The following is an 11,821-nucleotide window of genomic DNA, read 5'->3' as shown; positions in this document are numbered from 1 at the left end:
AGCACGACACCATTCACAGGCTCTCCCGGAGTTATCCCCGTGCCGTCTGCGGCACGGGCCGGAAGGTCAGCAATTCCGTTCCGTCGTCCGGCATCCGCTCGATTCCCAACACGTAGCCGGGCAGCGACTGCCGCGCGACGAGCGCGCGCAGGTCGCAGGCGAAGTCGTAAGGCTTCGCGGTGCTGCCCGATTTCTGGTGTAGGTAGCGAAAGTCGAACTGCCAGCCGTATGCCTGCTTGCCGCCGTGCTTGCGCACCAGCCGGTATAGCCACCGCTCGATGCCGCCGGTCAGCCGAAAGTACAGAGGGTCGATCGTCAGCACCAGGGCGGCGTCGAGCACGCCGGCATAGAACCAGTCCGGCAGGATCAGCTCGATACCCAACGGCGTGCCGCTTTGATCGGCCAGCTCCTTCCATTCGTTGATCCACGAGAAGCGGTGTAGGCGTCGCCCGGTCGTCTCGCGGATGGACGTGGCCACGGTGGTCGATTGCAGGCGATCCAGCGCGGCCTTCAGGCGCTGGTAGTCGCGCAGCGACTTGCCGCGCCCGATGAAGCGCAGGATCTCGTAGGGCGTGGCGCGCATCAGCCGCGACGGGCGCAGGCCTGCGTCCTTCGCTTCCACGATCTGCGAGGCCGCCCATATCAGCACGTCTGCATCCCAAATCGTGGCGATGCCGTGCTCCTGCGTGCCCTCTACGCGGATCGTCACGTTGCCCGCACGGAAGTCGATGGGCTTGACCCGCTTCGACTTGCCGAGCGAGAAGAACGGATAGGCCATCAAGTCCTGGCTGTCGCGCGGCGCCATGTCGCCGGGCAAGGCGCGGAACAGGTCGAGCTGTTCGCGCTCCTGCAACGGCCGCTGCCGCATGGGTAGCGCGGTGCTGGACATGGCGATGGTCTGCCGCGCGCCGCCGATCAGTGCGCACGGCTATCGGCCGAATGGTGCTCGGCGTATTCGGGATCGGAAGTCGTCTCGAAACTGCGGTCGGCGGCCCAGGCATCGAGGTCGGCCACCGCGTACATGACGCGGCGGCCGAACTTGCGAAAGCGTGGGCCGCCGCCGATCACGCGCTGCTTTTCCAGCGTGCGCGGCGACAGCCGCAGGTACTCCGCGGCTTCGTCGTTGGTGAGATAGCGTTGCGGCTGCGCGGCAGCGGTCGAGACAGCGGCGGCAGGCCGCAAGGGAGCAGGACGCATGATGTGAACCTCCATCGGTTGAAAACGCCCGGCCACACAGCGCAACCGGATGGAGGCAGTCTCAGAAAACGCGGCCCTTTTGCTCAGGGTCGTTTTACATCGTCATCAAAACGACCCTTCTCAAGCGGCGGGAGTTGTGCTAGGCGGCGATAGCCGCCGCGCATCAACGCATCGCCACGCCGCGTCAGGCGGCGCACCTTCGAGCGCAGGCCGCCGTCGCTGTACCAGTCAGCCACGGCGTCGGCACCGAACAGACCTTCACCCACCTCGCGCAAGGACGCACCCGCGAGGATCGCGTCGAGCGCCTGCAGGGTGTGCAACTCCAACAGCGCGGTAGGTGTTGGCCGAGGCTTGGCATTGGTGAAACCCGCGTCAAGTGCATGACCATGCGCAGGCGCGGCAACGCCGCCGCGATGGGCATGGGCGACAGCCATGCCATCTTCAAGGCCGGGTGCCAGCGCGAAGCGCAAGCAACGGCCCGGACTGCGTGCGATCAGTGCCAGCCCCTTGCCGTCATGCAGCAGTTGCTTGTGACCGGGAATGCGCCAGAACGCGAATGTCGCCGCATCGGGCGGTGGGTCAGCATCGGGGTAGAGCTGCACGACGGCTGCGTGGCCGGGCAACCAGGCCGGATGCGCGTCGCGCGCATCCAGGCCGGGGTCTTCCAGCAGGCGCAAGCCCCAGCGACGCGCCATGTCTGGCCGACGACGACGGTGCAGCCAGTCGAGCCGATAGTCAGGGTGGCGGCGCAGGTACTCCCAAGCTAGCGCGAGCGCATCCAGGCCCAGGACGTAGAGGTAGGCGGCAGTGGGATACCAATGCGCGGCGTGATGAGGATCGACCATGACGCGGGCTCCCGTTCAACGGCAGGAACATCGCTACGGGCGTTCAACACGTGGCTATCGCAGGCGGTCAGTTGCCATCAGAATCAAGGCGAGCTGTAACATTGGGTGTCAAGACCGATAGGCTCCGGTGCATTGCGAGATCCGTCCGAATGCGACGGCCACGCAAGCTCACAACGCCACGCGGCAGAGATCACCGTGCCGCAAGCCGCATGAAAGATCGTGACTGTTTCAGTCACAGATATTCTGGTTTGATCCAGAGTTTGGATTCAGACCTGACAGGTCTTGAGCGAGACCGAAATAGTCTCAATGCGCCCGGCTTGATCGTGGCGCGATCGGTTCAATCGACGATGGAACCGTTCTCCTACGCCAACCGCAGATATTCCGACAGCGGGCGCGCCGCCTGGAAATATCGATCCCGCATCACGGGCAGTTTGTTCGGCCCGACGATGGAAGCGAGGACGGAGAGTTTCACCGTCCCCAGCTCGGGCATGCTGATTCCCAAGTCGATCAGACCGTAGGCCGTATCGCCGTCTGCGGGATCGAGCGAGGTCAACAGCCAGGTGGCGTGCGCGTCAAGAGTGAACAGCCGCACGACCGGCAACGGGTCGTGCGCTTCGCCGGCGGCAGCAAGCCGCCCATTCACCAGCAGCGCGGCGCGCTGCTCATCGGTGACGAGGAGAGCCTTCATTGCGGTGCTCCTGTTCCAACGCGGTATGTCGGTTTTGCGCTTCCCCGCGAAGCCGTGGATGTGTATTCCATCCAAACTGTGGAAGCACGAAAACGCAAAAACGGCATTGTAGAAATCTGCAAAGACACGGTGGCGGCTTTCCGGTTCTGGCGGAATCCGCCAAAGCGGATTTCCGTAAAAGCACGAATCCAAGTCAGCGGCATGAGTTAAAGATAACGTGGTTTTAATTGTGCTGCGACTTGACGCTTCTGTCCATGCAGAAGCGATCCATCCAGCGCGGCCGTCCGGCGGGCGCCACCACGTTCGATGCCGAGTTGGCGCAAGCCTTCGGCGCGGCGGTGCACGCACTGCGGACGGAGCGTGGGATCGCGCAGGAATCGCTGGCGCATCTGGCGGGCGTCGAGCGTTCGCACATGGGCAAGGTCGAGCGCGGCGAGCACATGCCCACGCTGGCGATCATCTTCAAGATCGCCAGCGCGCTCGAATGCAGTACGGCGGTGCTAATGACCGCGACGGAAGGCCAGCTCGCAGCCTCCGGGTCGTAGAACCGCGAGGGTGCGCCCCGCCGCAATGGGTGGGGCGCTGCGGCGGTCACGCCGCCTGGGGCTTGCTGCGCGACCAGATCAGGTCGTGCGTGCCGTCCTCGCCTTCGATCAGGCGGGCATAGACCGTTGCCGGGAACGAAGGATCGTCGAGGGTCACGGACAGGTACTCCCGGCCGGCCTCGCTGGTCTTCTTCCACGCCGCGCCGATGTCGTGGCTGGCGGCCTGAACGCGGAAGTCCGGGGCTTTCTCGCTGTCCCCCTTGTCGTTGGGAACCAGCTTGACCTTGACGTTGAGCGTCAGGGTGCGCAGCGTGCCGGTGAAGCCGTCTTTGTCTGCGGTGAAGGTGCCGATGTTGGCCATGATGTTTTCTCCTTTCGGTTGAACAAGGTTCGCGCCCATCGCGTCCTTGTTGTGATCCGGCCGGCGGGGGACGGGCGGGCTGCACCGCTTGCGGTCGAAACGCAGTGGAGAACCGGAAGGCGAAAAGAATTTGGCCCGCGAGGAATGCGCGCAGCGCAGGGAAAATTGTTTTCGCCGCACGGTTGCAGCCATGAAGCCCGAGGCACAGCCGTGCCACCGCCAGGATTCACAACGAGACAAGGACGCCTTGGGCCGAACCGCTCCGAAAGGAGATGTGGCCGGCTCGGCATCCCCGTATGAAGGTTTCTCCGGCTCGCCCGCTGACGCGGGCCAGGTCAACCACCCGACGACAGGCGAGAACGCCTCCGCCACACCTTGCGGTGCCGGTCTTGAGGCGTGGCGTGGAAGCTCCATAGCGATGCCGGGCGGGTTGTCCGTGAACCGTCCTTCGTGACGTGATGGGCGAGAACCGCCAGCGTTGAGGACGGCACGCATCTGCACAACCTGCCGCAGCAGGCTCCAGCGTGTTCGCCATCGCCCCGTCCATTGCGGCGGGGCGCTGGCCGGGCCGATCCGGCGCAGCCGGTTCGGCAGTGCCGAGGGGCGCCAAGCTGCGCGCGGCGGGGATAGCCCGCAGGGTTTTCCCCTGGAGGCAAGCGAAGCGCGCAGCGCCGCAGGCGCGAAGGCGTGAGGGATTGAAGCCGAATGGCCGTGACAGCGAAGTCGGCACGGGGTGCAGCCCGAAAGCCCGGCGGCGCCGTGCGCCGACACGCCCTACCATGACGAGTACGAACAGCGAAGTCCATACCCAAGGAAGCACCGATGAAAGAAAAGCGCATCCATGAGTTCTTCAAGCGATACCAGGACTTCTTCCGCCAAGGATTGAAGAACGAAGCGGACATGGAGCAAGTCGCCTCGTCCTACGCCACTGCCTTCATCGCGGCCTCACCGGCCGGGGTCATGACGGGCCAGAACGACGGGCAACTGAAACAGGTCATGCGCCAAGGATTCGAGCGTTACCGCCAGCTCGGCACGAAGGACATGACGCTGCGCGGCGTTCGCATCAACCCCATCGACGAACATCACTGCGTCGCGCACGTCGCCTGGACGGCGACCTATGACCGGGGCGAGGCCCCGGGCGTGTCCATCGACTTCGACGTCCACTACCTCGTGTTGCAGCTTGACGACGAACCCAAGATATTCGGCTGGGTGTCAGGTGATGAACAGGCGCTGCTGAGGCAGCACGGCATCGTCTGATGCCGCCGCCGGGAAGGCGGCGGCGTTCTGATTCGGCTGTTGGCCTTGAACACCGGGCGCGGCCACTGCCGCGCCCGGATTTGCGTTTTACCGCGCCCAGGACGGAACGGCCTGGGCGCGGTGCTGATCACGGTTATTCCTTCGTCTCGATGAACCACCACACGGCACGCAGCAAGGCGCGGCCCGTGATGGGATGAATGTCGGTGAGATTGGCGCGGGCCGACCAGCCCGAGGGCGGGCGGTAGCCGCGCACGTCGCCTTCGCCGTGCCAGCGGCGGGCGCGTACCGTGCCGGGGGCGGCTGGTGGTGGTGCGGGTCATGGGGGCTTTTCCTTCCAGCAAAGCGCCCCGATCGAGGCCGGGGCGCTTGCCTTCGGCACGGGTCAAGCGGCCAGCGCCTCGGCGGGTTCATCCGTCATTGCCACGGTATCTTCCGGGGCGTCCTGCTCCGGGTCTGCCTCCTGCGCGGCATCCTGCAGGCCTGCGGCCTTGAAGATGGCGGGCATCCAGCCCGTACCATCGGCCAGCCACTCGGCTTCGCTGGCAATGTCGGCCTTCTTCAGCTTCGCCAGCCGGGTGACGGATTCCGGTGCAAACGCGCCCACGGCATCCAGAATCACGGCCTTGGAAACATGCTTGAAGTAGCCTTCTGCGGTCGGCTTCCACCATGCGGCCATGTCGAGGCCCACGGCCTGCGCCAGTTCCGCGCCAGGCTGGTGCAGCGTGGCGCGAGGCGTCACCACGTTCACCGTGGAAGCCACGCACACGGCCAGCAGCCGCACCAGCTCGTCTTGCGACTTCGCCAGCAGCGCGGCGAACAGTTCGGCGCTGTCCTCCGGCAAGGCAACACCTGCCACCTGTTGCAGTTCGCGCAGCGCCACGGCGGCGGGCGATTCCGGCCAGTCCGGGGCCAAGCCTTCCAGCCGATCTTGCACTTTCAGGCTCACGCCCAGCGGCAAGTCGTGGCCGTAGTGGCTTTCCTGCAAGACGGTCTGCACCATGCCATGCACCAGCGCGGCCAGCGCAACATGCGGATGCCGGGCGACTTCGATTTGCAGCGCCGCCGTGCGGTGGGCGCTCAAGCGCTGCGCCAGCCGGTCGGACAGACTCGCGGCCTTGGGCGCGTCGTCGGCGTCCTCGCCTTCGTCGTTGGTGGCTTCGCCTTCCACGCTGCCGAAACCGCGCCGCAGCTTGTCCAGCGTGCGCAGTGCCTTGGCCTCGGCTTCGCGCAGCAGGCCGCGGTGAATGACGGCCTCGCCGCTGCGGTCGATGGTGACGATGGCACCGGCCACGTCGCGCACTTCGGGCGCGTAGCCCTGCAAGGCATCCTCCGCGTCTTGCAGTTCCCCGGCCACCTGCTCGCGCCGCTGTTCCAGCTTCTCGGCCTCGGCCTCGTCCTCGCTGCTTTCACCTTGGCAAGCTTCTTCCAGTTCGGCGTCGATCTTTTCGAGGCGGGTTTCCAGCGAGGCGATGCGGCGGGCCTCGCGGGTGGTCGGCTCGCGGCGGTGGCGCGGGGCGTTTTGGAACGCCTGCCGTTCCTCGTAGGCCAGATGCGGCACGGCCTCCACCCATGCCCAGCCTTCGGCGCGCACGTCCTCAGCCAGTGTTGCCAGCTTGTCGCGCACCAGCGTTTCCAGCACTGCGGTATCGGTGAGGTAGGTTCCGGCATCGCCTTCCGCGAACAGGTCGCGGCGGATGCCGCCGCCTGCCTGCTGGTAGGTGTCCAGCCCGACGAAGCGCACCAGCGCGTGCGTGGCGTCGATTTCGCGCTCGGTCAGGCGCTCGCGCAAGTGCGAGGGATGGCGCTGCCACTGCGGTGCATCGTAGAACGCGGCTTCCTGCGCCGCGTGGTCGTCGGTGATGGCAAGGGCCATCAACTGGTCAAGGCTCACGGCATCGGCGCGATAGTCGGCCATCAGGCGCGGGGAGACATTCGCCAGCTTCAAGCGGCGCTGCACCACCAGCGGCGTGACACTGAAATCCGCTGCAATGTCCTCGATGGGACGGCCTTCGGCCACCAGTGCCGCAAAGGCTTCAAACTGGTCTGCGGGGTGCATGGCTTCGCGCTGTACGTTCTCGGTGAGGCTGGCCGTCCGGGCCGTGCCATCGGCCACCTGCAGGCAAGGCACCTCCCATTCCTTGCTGATGCGGTGCTTCTTCGCCAGCAGCTTGAGCGCTGCAAGGCGGCGGCCACCGGCGACCACCTCGTAATGCTCGCCATCGGCGGATGCAATCACGATCAGGTTTTGCAGCAGGCCCACGCGCTGGATGCTCGCGGCCAGTTCGGGGATGGACATGCGCGGGGTCTTGCGCACGTTGCGGCCGGTGGGGCGCAGCACCAGCCGCGACAGCGGAACCAGAATCAGGTTCTTGGTCGGGTCGGCGGCTTCCAGCGGGACAGCGGCGGTGGTATTGACGGCGCGGGCTTCGGTTTGGGTCATGGCGTTCATGGTGATAACTCCTATCGGTTCAGGGATGCAGCAGCGAGAAAGACGGCAAGGGCTGCTGCCTGCCCCTGCCGTGGGGGAATCAGGCTTTCAACTGGCGCAGGCCATCGGCCAGCAGCCACAGGGCGCGGTTCAGGCGTACATCGGAATCAATGCCCTGCACGGGGCGGGTGCGCTGGCGGCGTCCGTTGGCGCTGCGGCCATGCAATCCGCCCTTGGTCAAGTTCTCCTGTGCGCGGTTGAACACGCTCCACAGGTCGGGGCGGCGGTCGTCAAACCGGCGCGGCATCAGGATTTGCGACTCGGTGACGGGCGCGGACTTATTCGGGTCGTCGTACTTGAGGGCCAATGCGGCACGGGCGAATACTTCGGCCTCGCCATCGTCGAGCGTGACGGCCCGCATTGCTTCGCGGTTTTCCTTCACGCGCTCGAAGCCGCTCAGCACTTGATAAGCGCCTTCGATGACGTGCCCGGCCACATCGCCTTTGTGGGGTACGCGCACGTCCGCCACGGTGTCGCCGCAGACAAGGCCATTGCTGCACACGAAGCGGAACATGCCGGCCAGCATCTGATAGCTGCTCGTGCCATCGTGCGAGTTCAGCAGCACGATTTCATTGGCTTCCGCGCCGTTGATCTGGCTGGCATGGCGCAGGCGCAGCATGTGTTTCGTATGCTCGCGCTTGCCTTCATCGCGCACGCGGGTCTGCGTCGCCATGAAGGGTTGAAACCCCTCCTTGCGAAGCTCGGTCAGCACGGCGGCGGTGGGGATGTAGCTGTACCGCTCGGAACGGCTTTCGTGCGGTGCGTCCGCGAAGATGGACGGAGCCACCCTGCGAATCTGGTCATCGGACAGCGGGTAGTCGCTGCGCAGTGCCGGGGAGTGGGAAGCGAAACGGGATGCGAGTTGCATGGTCTTTCTCCTGACGAAAAGGGTTTGCTGTTCAAACCGCACACCGGATTCCTAGATTCGGAGCCCAGCCTTTCGGCTGTTCGGTGCGGTCGGCACGAGGAACCCGGTTGGCCCTGTTGCCACCGTCTTTCCTGAGTTCATCGCCCGCGACGGTCAGGAGCGCGCGGACGAGGACCGTCAAGGAGGCAAGCGCAGGGTTGGTGCGGCCCGCAGGCGCAGCCGAGGACACGGCCCTGCGCGCCTTGACGGCACACGGCCGCGGGCTACAGTCGCGGACAAGGTGATGAAGTCAGGGGAGACGGCTGGACAAGGCAACGGCCGCCTCTATGTGCCGACCGCACGGCAAGCGAAGCGCGCAGGCCCGGATCTGGAAGCCGGGCCGGAGGCGTCAGCCGAGCAGCGCGAGGGAACGATGGAAGCCCGAATGGGGCGAGACGCCGCAGGCGGCTCGATGCGCAGCACGACAGCGCGACCGGCCATGTTTCTAGGCCAGGGACGCCCGGACTTCAAGGCTCGATGCACAAGCTCATGCGCCAGTCATCGGGAAACAGGTTCGACAGCGACTGCCGTGGTCTGGCCGAGCCGGCGCAGCCGGTTCGGCAGTCCTTGAGGGGCGCCAAGCATTGCGCGGCGGGGATAGCCCGCAGGGCTTTCCCCTGGAGGCAAGCGAAGCGCGCAGCGCACTAGGCGCGAAAGCATCGGTACCGGGCGCAGCAGAAAAAAAGTGCGCCGCTCCCGCAGAGACGACGCACCCGAGGCAGCGCGGCGCGATCAGTTCGCCGCCGGCGCAGTCATCAACTGCAACTGGTCGATCACGCCAGGCTCAACAAACACGCAAGCCTGCTCGGCCGCGATCGGCACGTTGAACACCTGCGCAAACACCGTGCGCCGCAGATGAGCCAATCGGCCCGTCCGGTACGCCTGCTCGGGCTTCATGTGCCCACCGGCCTGCAAGTCGCTGCGCTGTGGATCGCATTCGACCAGCGCGACAAAACCATCGTCGGCCAGCTTCTGATGATCGGGGCACAGGCCCCAGCCGGTCGCCGTGTGGCGCTCCATGCTCGCGCGCAGGCGCTTGTCCAGCAGGATGGCGCCGGTATCGAACGCCGTGCCGCAAACAAGGCAAACATGCTGTTCGAGGGAAACGTGTGATTTGTCGTTCATGACTGTTCTCCAGTTGCGCGGGCGGAATTGCCCGGAACCGTCGCAGTCACGGCGCAGCGCAGCAGTCAGGGGTCGGAGACGGCCACGGGCCGCAAGCGTGCTGGCACGCGCCGCCCTTGAAGGCGAGAACGCCGTGATACGGTGAAGGGACACAGCAAGACCGCCTCCCCTCACACCATCCACGCACTGGCTTTTCGGCAAGCGGAGCGCGTAGGCCAGAAGCTGCTAGCAGTAAACTGAGCAGCACTCGGACAGGAGCCGAATGGAGGGTGATCTAAAGATGGCTAATGAGCTTTCGATACAGGCGGAAGCCTTGCAAAATCTATTGATCTCTCAAGCCACTGGCGGGAGCGAAGATGATGCGGAGTTCGTTCGCCTGAGGCAGGCTCTGCTTTCCAATACAGCCTTGGATTCACTGGTTCCCCAGTTTCTCCGAACCTGCCGCAGCCTTGCCCAGTTTTGGCAGTTCATCAAGTACAAGTACAAGACTTACGCCGAACGCCGAAACTATCTGTGGAGCGAATTTCGTCCGATATTGGATGCCCTGGAGCGTGGCGGACTGGCACCTTCTGATTCCTCAGTAACCACGGCCTTGGAGAAGTTCGATGCCGCCCACGTGCAAGCAGCATGGTCGAAGGCATTGGATCGACGATCATCCGACCCAGAAGGTGCAATCACCTCGGCGCGGACACTGATCGAATCAGTATGCAAACACATCTTGGACGAGGCCAAGGTCAGCTATGACGATACGGCCGACCTTCCCAAGCTATACAAGCAGACAGCAGAAATACTCAAGCTGGCACCTTCTCAGCATACAGAGCAAATCTTCAAACAGATCCTCGGTGGCTGCACGTCGGTGGTTGAAGGTCTTGGCTCTCTTCGCAACAGGTTGAGCGATGCTCATGGCAAAGGGCGGATCGGCATCAAGCCTGCACCCCGTCATGCTGAATTGGCCGTCAATCTTTCCGGCACACTGGCGAATTACCTCTTGGCGACGTGGGAAGCACGCAACGAGGCTGCGACCTAATATCCTCGGACGCAGCAAAAAGGGGGCCGAAGCCCCCTCGGTCAAACCAGGCCGCGTTCGGCAAATGACGTGATGCTGCTGCCCGCCACGATGATGTGATCCAACGTGCGAACATCCACCAGCGCCAACGCCTCCTTGAGCCGCTGGGTCAGTACCTCGTCGGCTCTGCTCGGCTCTGGATTGCCGCTCGGATGGTTGTGCGAAACGATGACCGCCGCCGCATTGAGCCGCAGCGCCTGCTTGACCAGCTCGCGCGGATACACCGATGCGCTGTCGATGGTGCCGTGGAACATCTCGGCGTATTCGATCAGGCGATGCTGTGTATCGAGGAAAAGCACGGCGAACACCTCATGCTCGAAGCCAGCCAGCTTGGCGCGCAGGTACTCCTTGACCGCCGCCGGCGAACTGAACGACGCACCGCGCTGCATCTTGTGCTCGATGGCCTGGCGCGCGGCCTCCAGAATCTGGTCGGCCGTCGCCAGCAGGTAGCGGCCTTGTGCATCGCGCACCATCAGCGAGGCATTGAACGAGGAAAAGGACAGTTGCGACATGATCGTGCTCCGGTTGCTCGGGCGGAATTGCCCGGAACCGTGGCCAGCACGGCGCAGCGCAAGCAGTCAGGGGGCGCAGACGGCCGCCAGGACGCAAGCGCGCAAAAGCGCGTGCCGCCCTTGACGGCGAGAACGCCGTGATACGGTGAAGGGAACAGCAAGACCGCCCACACCCGCCCACTGCACACAGTCGGCTTTTGGGGCAAGCGGAGCGCGCAGGCCCGGATCAACAAGCCGGGCCGGAGGCGTCAGCCGAGCGAAGCGAGGGAACGATGGAAGCCCGAAGGGGCGAGACGCCGCAGGCGACTTGATGCGCAAGCACGACAGCGCGACGGCGGCACGCCGGGACGCAACATCGAAATACCACATCGAACCCGCTCCACTACGCCACAGCAAGTTGTCCCGATAGGTATTGAACTTCACCATGTCTCCATGCAGCAGAACCATGGAGTCCGAGGTGGAACAGCTATCGCAAGCCCCCAATACCGCCGGCACCGATGTCGGCCTCCCCTTGCCAGGCACGGATGCCTACGAGGCTTTGCCGCAATTTCCAAAGCGCAGTGTCCTTCCCTTCCGTCGCACCATTCGCCGGCAGGAACTGCGGCAGATCGTTCCCCTCGCCGAAACGACGATCTACGAAATGGAGCGTCGCGGTGAGTTCCCACGTCGCTTCAACCTGACGCCACGCTGCGTCGTATGGGACTTGGCAGAAGTGGAAGCCTGGGTCGAAGAACGAAAGCAGGCTCCGCGCGCCGGCGTGTCGAAACCGGATGTCCACCTACGAAAAACCCGCCCTGTCCGGGCGGGTTCGAGCAAGGCATAAGGCCAAG

General features: G+C 64.7%; 13 protein-coding genes and 1 pseudogene. 4 read left to right on the top strand and 10 right to left on the bottom strand.

Going from position 1 to position 11,821, the window contains the following annotated elements; translation table 11 throughout:
* Positions 1-31 precede the first annotated feature (31 nt).
* The 4 genes from QY917_RS02740 to QY917_RS02725 form a co-directional block, all read right to left on the bottom strand.
* Complete coding sequence (locus QY917_RS02740; RefSeq protein WP_123676518.1) at positions 32-889, bottom strand: replication initiator protein A; 858 nt, start codon at positions 887-889, stop codon at positions 32-34.
* 26 nt (positions 890-915) lie between these two features.
* Entirely contained in the window at positions 916-1,197 is a 282-nt protein-coding gene (locus QY917_RS02735; RefSeq protein WP_033953243.1) for an AlpA family transcriptional regulator, read from the bottom strand.
* 83 nt (positions 1,198-1,280) lie between these two features.
* Positions 1,281-2,042, bottom strand: coding sequence for a DUF2285 domain-containing protein (locus QY917_RS02730; protein WP_123676519.1), 762 nt, complete (start codon positions 2,040-2,042; stop codon positions 1,281-1,283).
* A 361-nt stretch (positions 2,043-2,403) separates the two neighbouring features.
* The gene (locus QY917_RS02725) at positions 2,404-2,730 is read right to left on the bottom strand and encodes a DUF2958 domain-containing protein (RefSeq protein ID WP_123676588.1); all 327 of its coding nucleotides are present in this window, start codon (positions 2,728-2,730) and stop codon (positions 2,404-2,406) included.
* A gap of 254 nt (positions 2,731-2,984) precedes the next feature.
* Here QY917_RS02725 and QY917_RS02720 point away from each other — a divergent pair, with 254 nt between their 5' ends.
* A complete protein-coding gene (locus tag QY917_RS02720; RefSeq protein ID WP_123676589.1) occupies positions 2,985-3,275 on the top strand; it encodes a helix-turn-helix domain-containing protein in 291 nt (96 codons plus the stop codon).
* A gap of 46 nt (positions 3,276-3,321) precedes the next feature.
* Here the strand turns inward: QY917_RS02720 and QY917_RS02715 are convergent, their stop codons facing one another.
* Positions 3,322-3,636: a DUF736 domain-containing protein gene (locus QY917_RS02715; protein WP_054666217.1), complete on the bottom strand. Its 315-nt coding sequence runs from the start codon at positions 3,634-3,636 to the stop codon at positions 3,322-3,324.
* A gap of 822 nt (positions 3,637-4,458) precedes the next feature.
* Here QY917_RS02715 and QY917_RS02710 point away from each other — a divergent pair.
* Complete coding sequence (locus QY917_RS02710) at positions 4,459-4,893, top strand: hypothetical protein (protein ID WP_054666219.1); 435 nt, start codon at positions 4,459-4,461, stop codon at positions 4,891-4,893.
* Between the two features lie 133 nt (positions 4,894-5,026).
* Here QY917_RS02710 and QY917_RS02705 read toward each other — a convergent pair.
* From QY917_RS02705 to QY917_RS02690, 4 genes and pseudogenes are all read right to left on the bottom strand, one after another.
* Positions 5,027-5,213 (bottom strand): annotated as a pseudogene (locus QY917_RS02705) (hypothetical protein).
* 62 nt (positions 5,214-5,275) lie between these two features.
* Positions 5,276-7,342 carry a ParB/RepB/Spo0J family partition protein gene (locus QY917_RS02700; RefSeq protein WP_054666222.1) on the bottom strand — a complete coding sequence of 689 codons (2,067 nt, stop codon included), beginning with the start codon at positions 7,340-7,342 and terminating at the stop codon, positions 5,276-5,278.
* A 79-nt stretch (positions 7,343-7,421) separates the two neighbouring features.
* Positions 7,422-8,249: a DUF932 domain-containing protein gene (locus QY917_RS02695; RefSeq protein ID WP_054666224.1), complete on the bottom strand. Its 828-nt coding sequence runs from the start codon at positions 8,247-8,249 to the stop codon at positions 7,422-7,424.
* 771 nt (positions 8,250-9,020) lie between these two features.
* Positions 9,021-9,413 (bottom strand): ATPase, encoded by a 393-nt coding sequence (locus QY917_RS02690; RefSeq protein ID WP_123676521.1) that lies wholly within the window; start codon positions 9,411-9,413, stop codon positions 9,021-9,023.
* 262 nt (positions 9,414-9,675) lie between these two features.
* On the opposite strand from QY917_RS02690, the gene QY917_RS02685 reads away from it, so the two are divergent.
* Positions 9,676-10,440 (top strand): abortive infection family protein, encoded by a 765-nt coding sequence (locus QY917_RS02685; RefSeq protein ID WP_302078476.1) that lies wholly within the window; start codon positions 9,676-9,678, stop codon positions 10,438-10,440.
* Positions 10,441-10,481: 41 nt separating this feature from the next.
* On the opposite strand, the gene radC is transcribed toward QY917_RS02685, so the two are convergent.
* Complete coding sequence (gene radC / locus QY917_RS02680; RefSeq protein WP_054666238.1) at positions 10,482-10,991, bottom strand: DNA repair protein RadC; 510 nt, start codon at positions 10,989-10,991, stop codon at positions 10,482-10,484.
* Between the two features lie 445 nt (positions 10,992-11,436).
* On the opposite strand from radC, the gene QY917_RS02675 reads away from it, so the two are divergent.
* Positions 11,437-11,814 (top strand): AlpA family transcriptional regulator, encoded by a 378-nt coding sequence (locus tag QY917_RS02675; RefSeq protein WP_082394032.1) that lies wholly within the window; start codon positions 11,437-11,439, stop codon positions 11,812-11,814.
* The last annotated feature ends 7 nt before the right edge of the window (positions 11,815-11,821 follow it).

Origin of the sequence: Diaphorobacter sp. C33, from assembly GCF_030503915.1 — a bacterium.
GTDB classification, from domain to species: Bacteria; Pseudomonadota; Gammaproteobacteria; order Burkholderiales; family Burkholderiaceae_C; genus Diaphorobacter; species Diaphorobacter nitroreducens.
The sequence above is the reverse complement of the archived record's forward strand: the minus strand, read 5'-3'. Positions and strand labels throughout refer to the sequence as shown.

Bases quoted from the DNA above. Each gene is read 5' to 3' on its own strand.
- QY917_RS02685 (WP_302078476.1), top strand. From the start codon at position 9,676: ATGGAGGGTGATCTAAAGATGGCTAATGAGCTTTCGATACAGGCGGAA.
- QY917_RS02720 (WP_123676589.1), top strand. From the start codon at position 2,985: ATGCAGAAGCGATCCATCCAGCGCGGCCGTCCGGCGGGCGCCACCACG.
- QY917_RS02710 (WP_054666219.1), top strand. From the start codon at position 4,459: ATGAAAGAAAAGCGCATCCATGAGTTCTTCAAGCGATACCAGGACTTC.
- QY917_RS02735 (WP_033953243.1), bottom strand. From the start codon at position 1,197: ATGCGTCCTGCTCCCTTGCGGCCTGCCGCCGCTGTCTCGACCGCTGCC.
- QY917_RS02725 (WP_123676588.1), bottom strand. From the start codon at position 2,730: ATGAAGGCTCTCCTCGTCACCGATGAGCAGCGCGCCGCGCTGCTGGTG.
- QY917_RS02740 (WP_123676518.1), bottom strand. From the start codon at position 889: ATGTCCAGCACCGCGCTACCCATGCGGCAGCGGCCGTTGCAGGAGCGC.
- QY917_RS02700 (WP_054666222.1), bottom strand. From the start codon at position 7,342: ATGAACGCCATGACCCAAACCGAAGCCCGCGCCGTCAATACCACCGCC.
- radC (WP_054666238.1), bottom strand. From the start codon at position 10,991: ATGTCGCAACTGTCCTTTTCCTCGTTCAATGCCTCGCTGATGGTGCGC.
- QY917_RS02715 (WP_054666217.1), bottom strand. From the start codon at position 3,636: ATGGCCAACATCGGCACCTTCACCGCAGACAAAGACGGCTTCACCGGC.
- QY917_RS02695 (WP_054666224.1), bottom strand. From the start codon at position 8,249: ATGCAACTCGCATCCCGTTTCGCTTCCCACTCCCCGGCACTGCGCAGC.
- QY917_RS02675 (WP_082394032.1), top strand. From the start codon at position 11,437: ATGGAGTCCGAGGTGGAACAGCTATCGCAAGCCCCCAATACCGCCGGC.
- QY917_RS02690 (WP_123676521.1), bottom strand. From the start codon at position 9,413: ATGAACGACAAATCACACGTTTCCCTCGAACAGCATGTTTGCCTTGTT.
- QY917_RS02730 (WP_123676519.1), bottom strand. From the start codon at position 2,042: ATGGTCGATCCTCATCACGCCGCGCATTGGTATCCCACTGCCGCCTAC.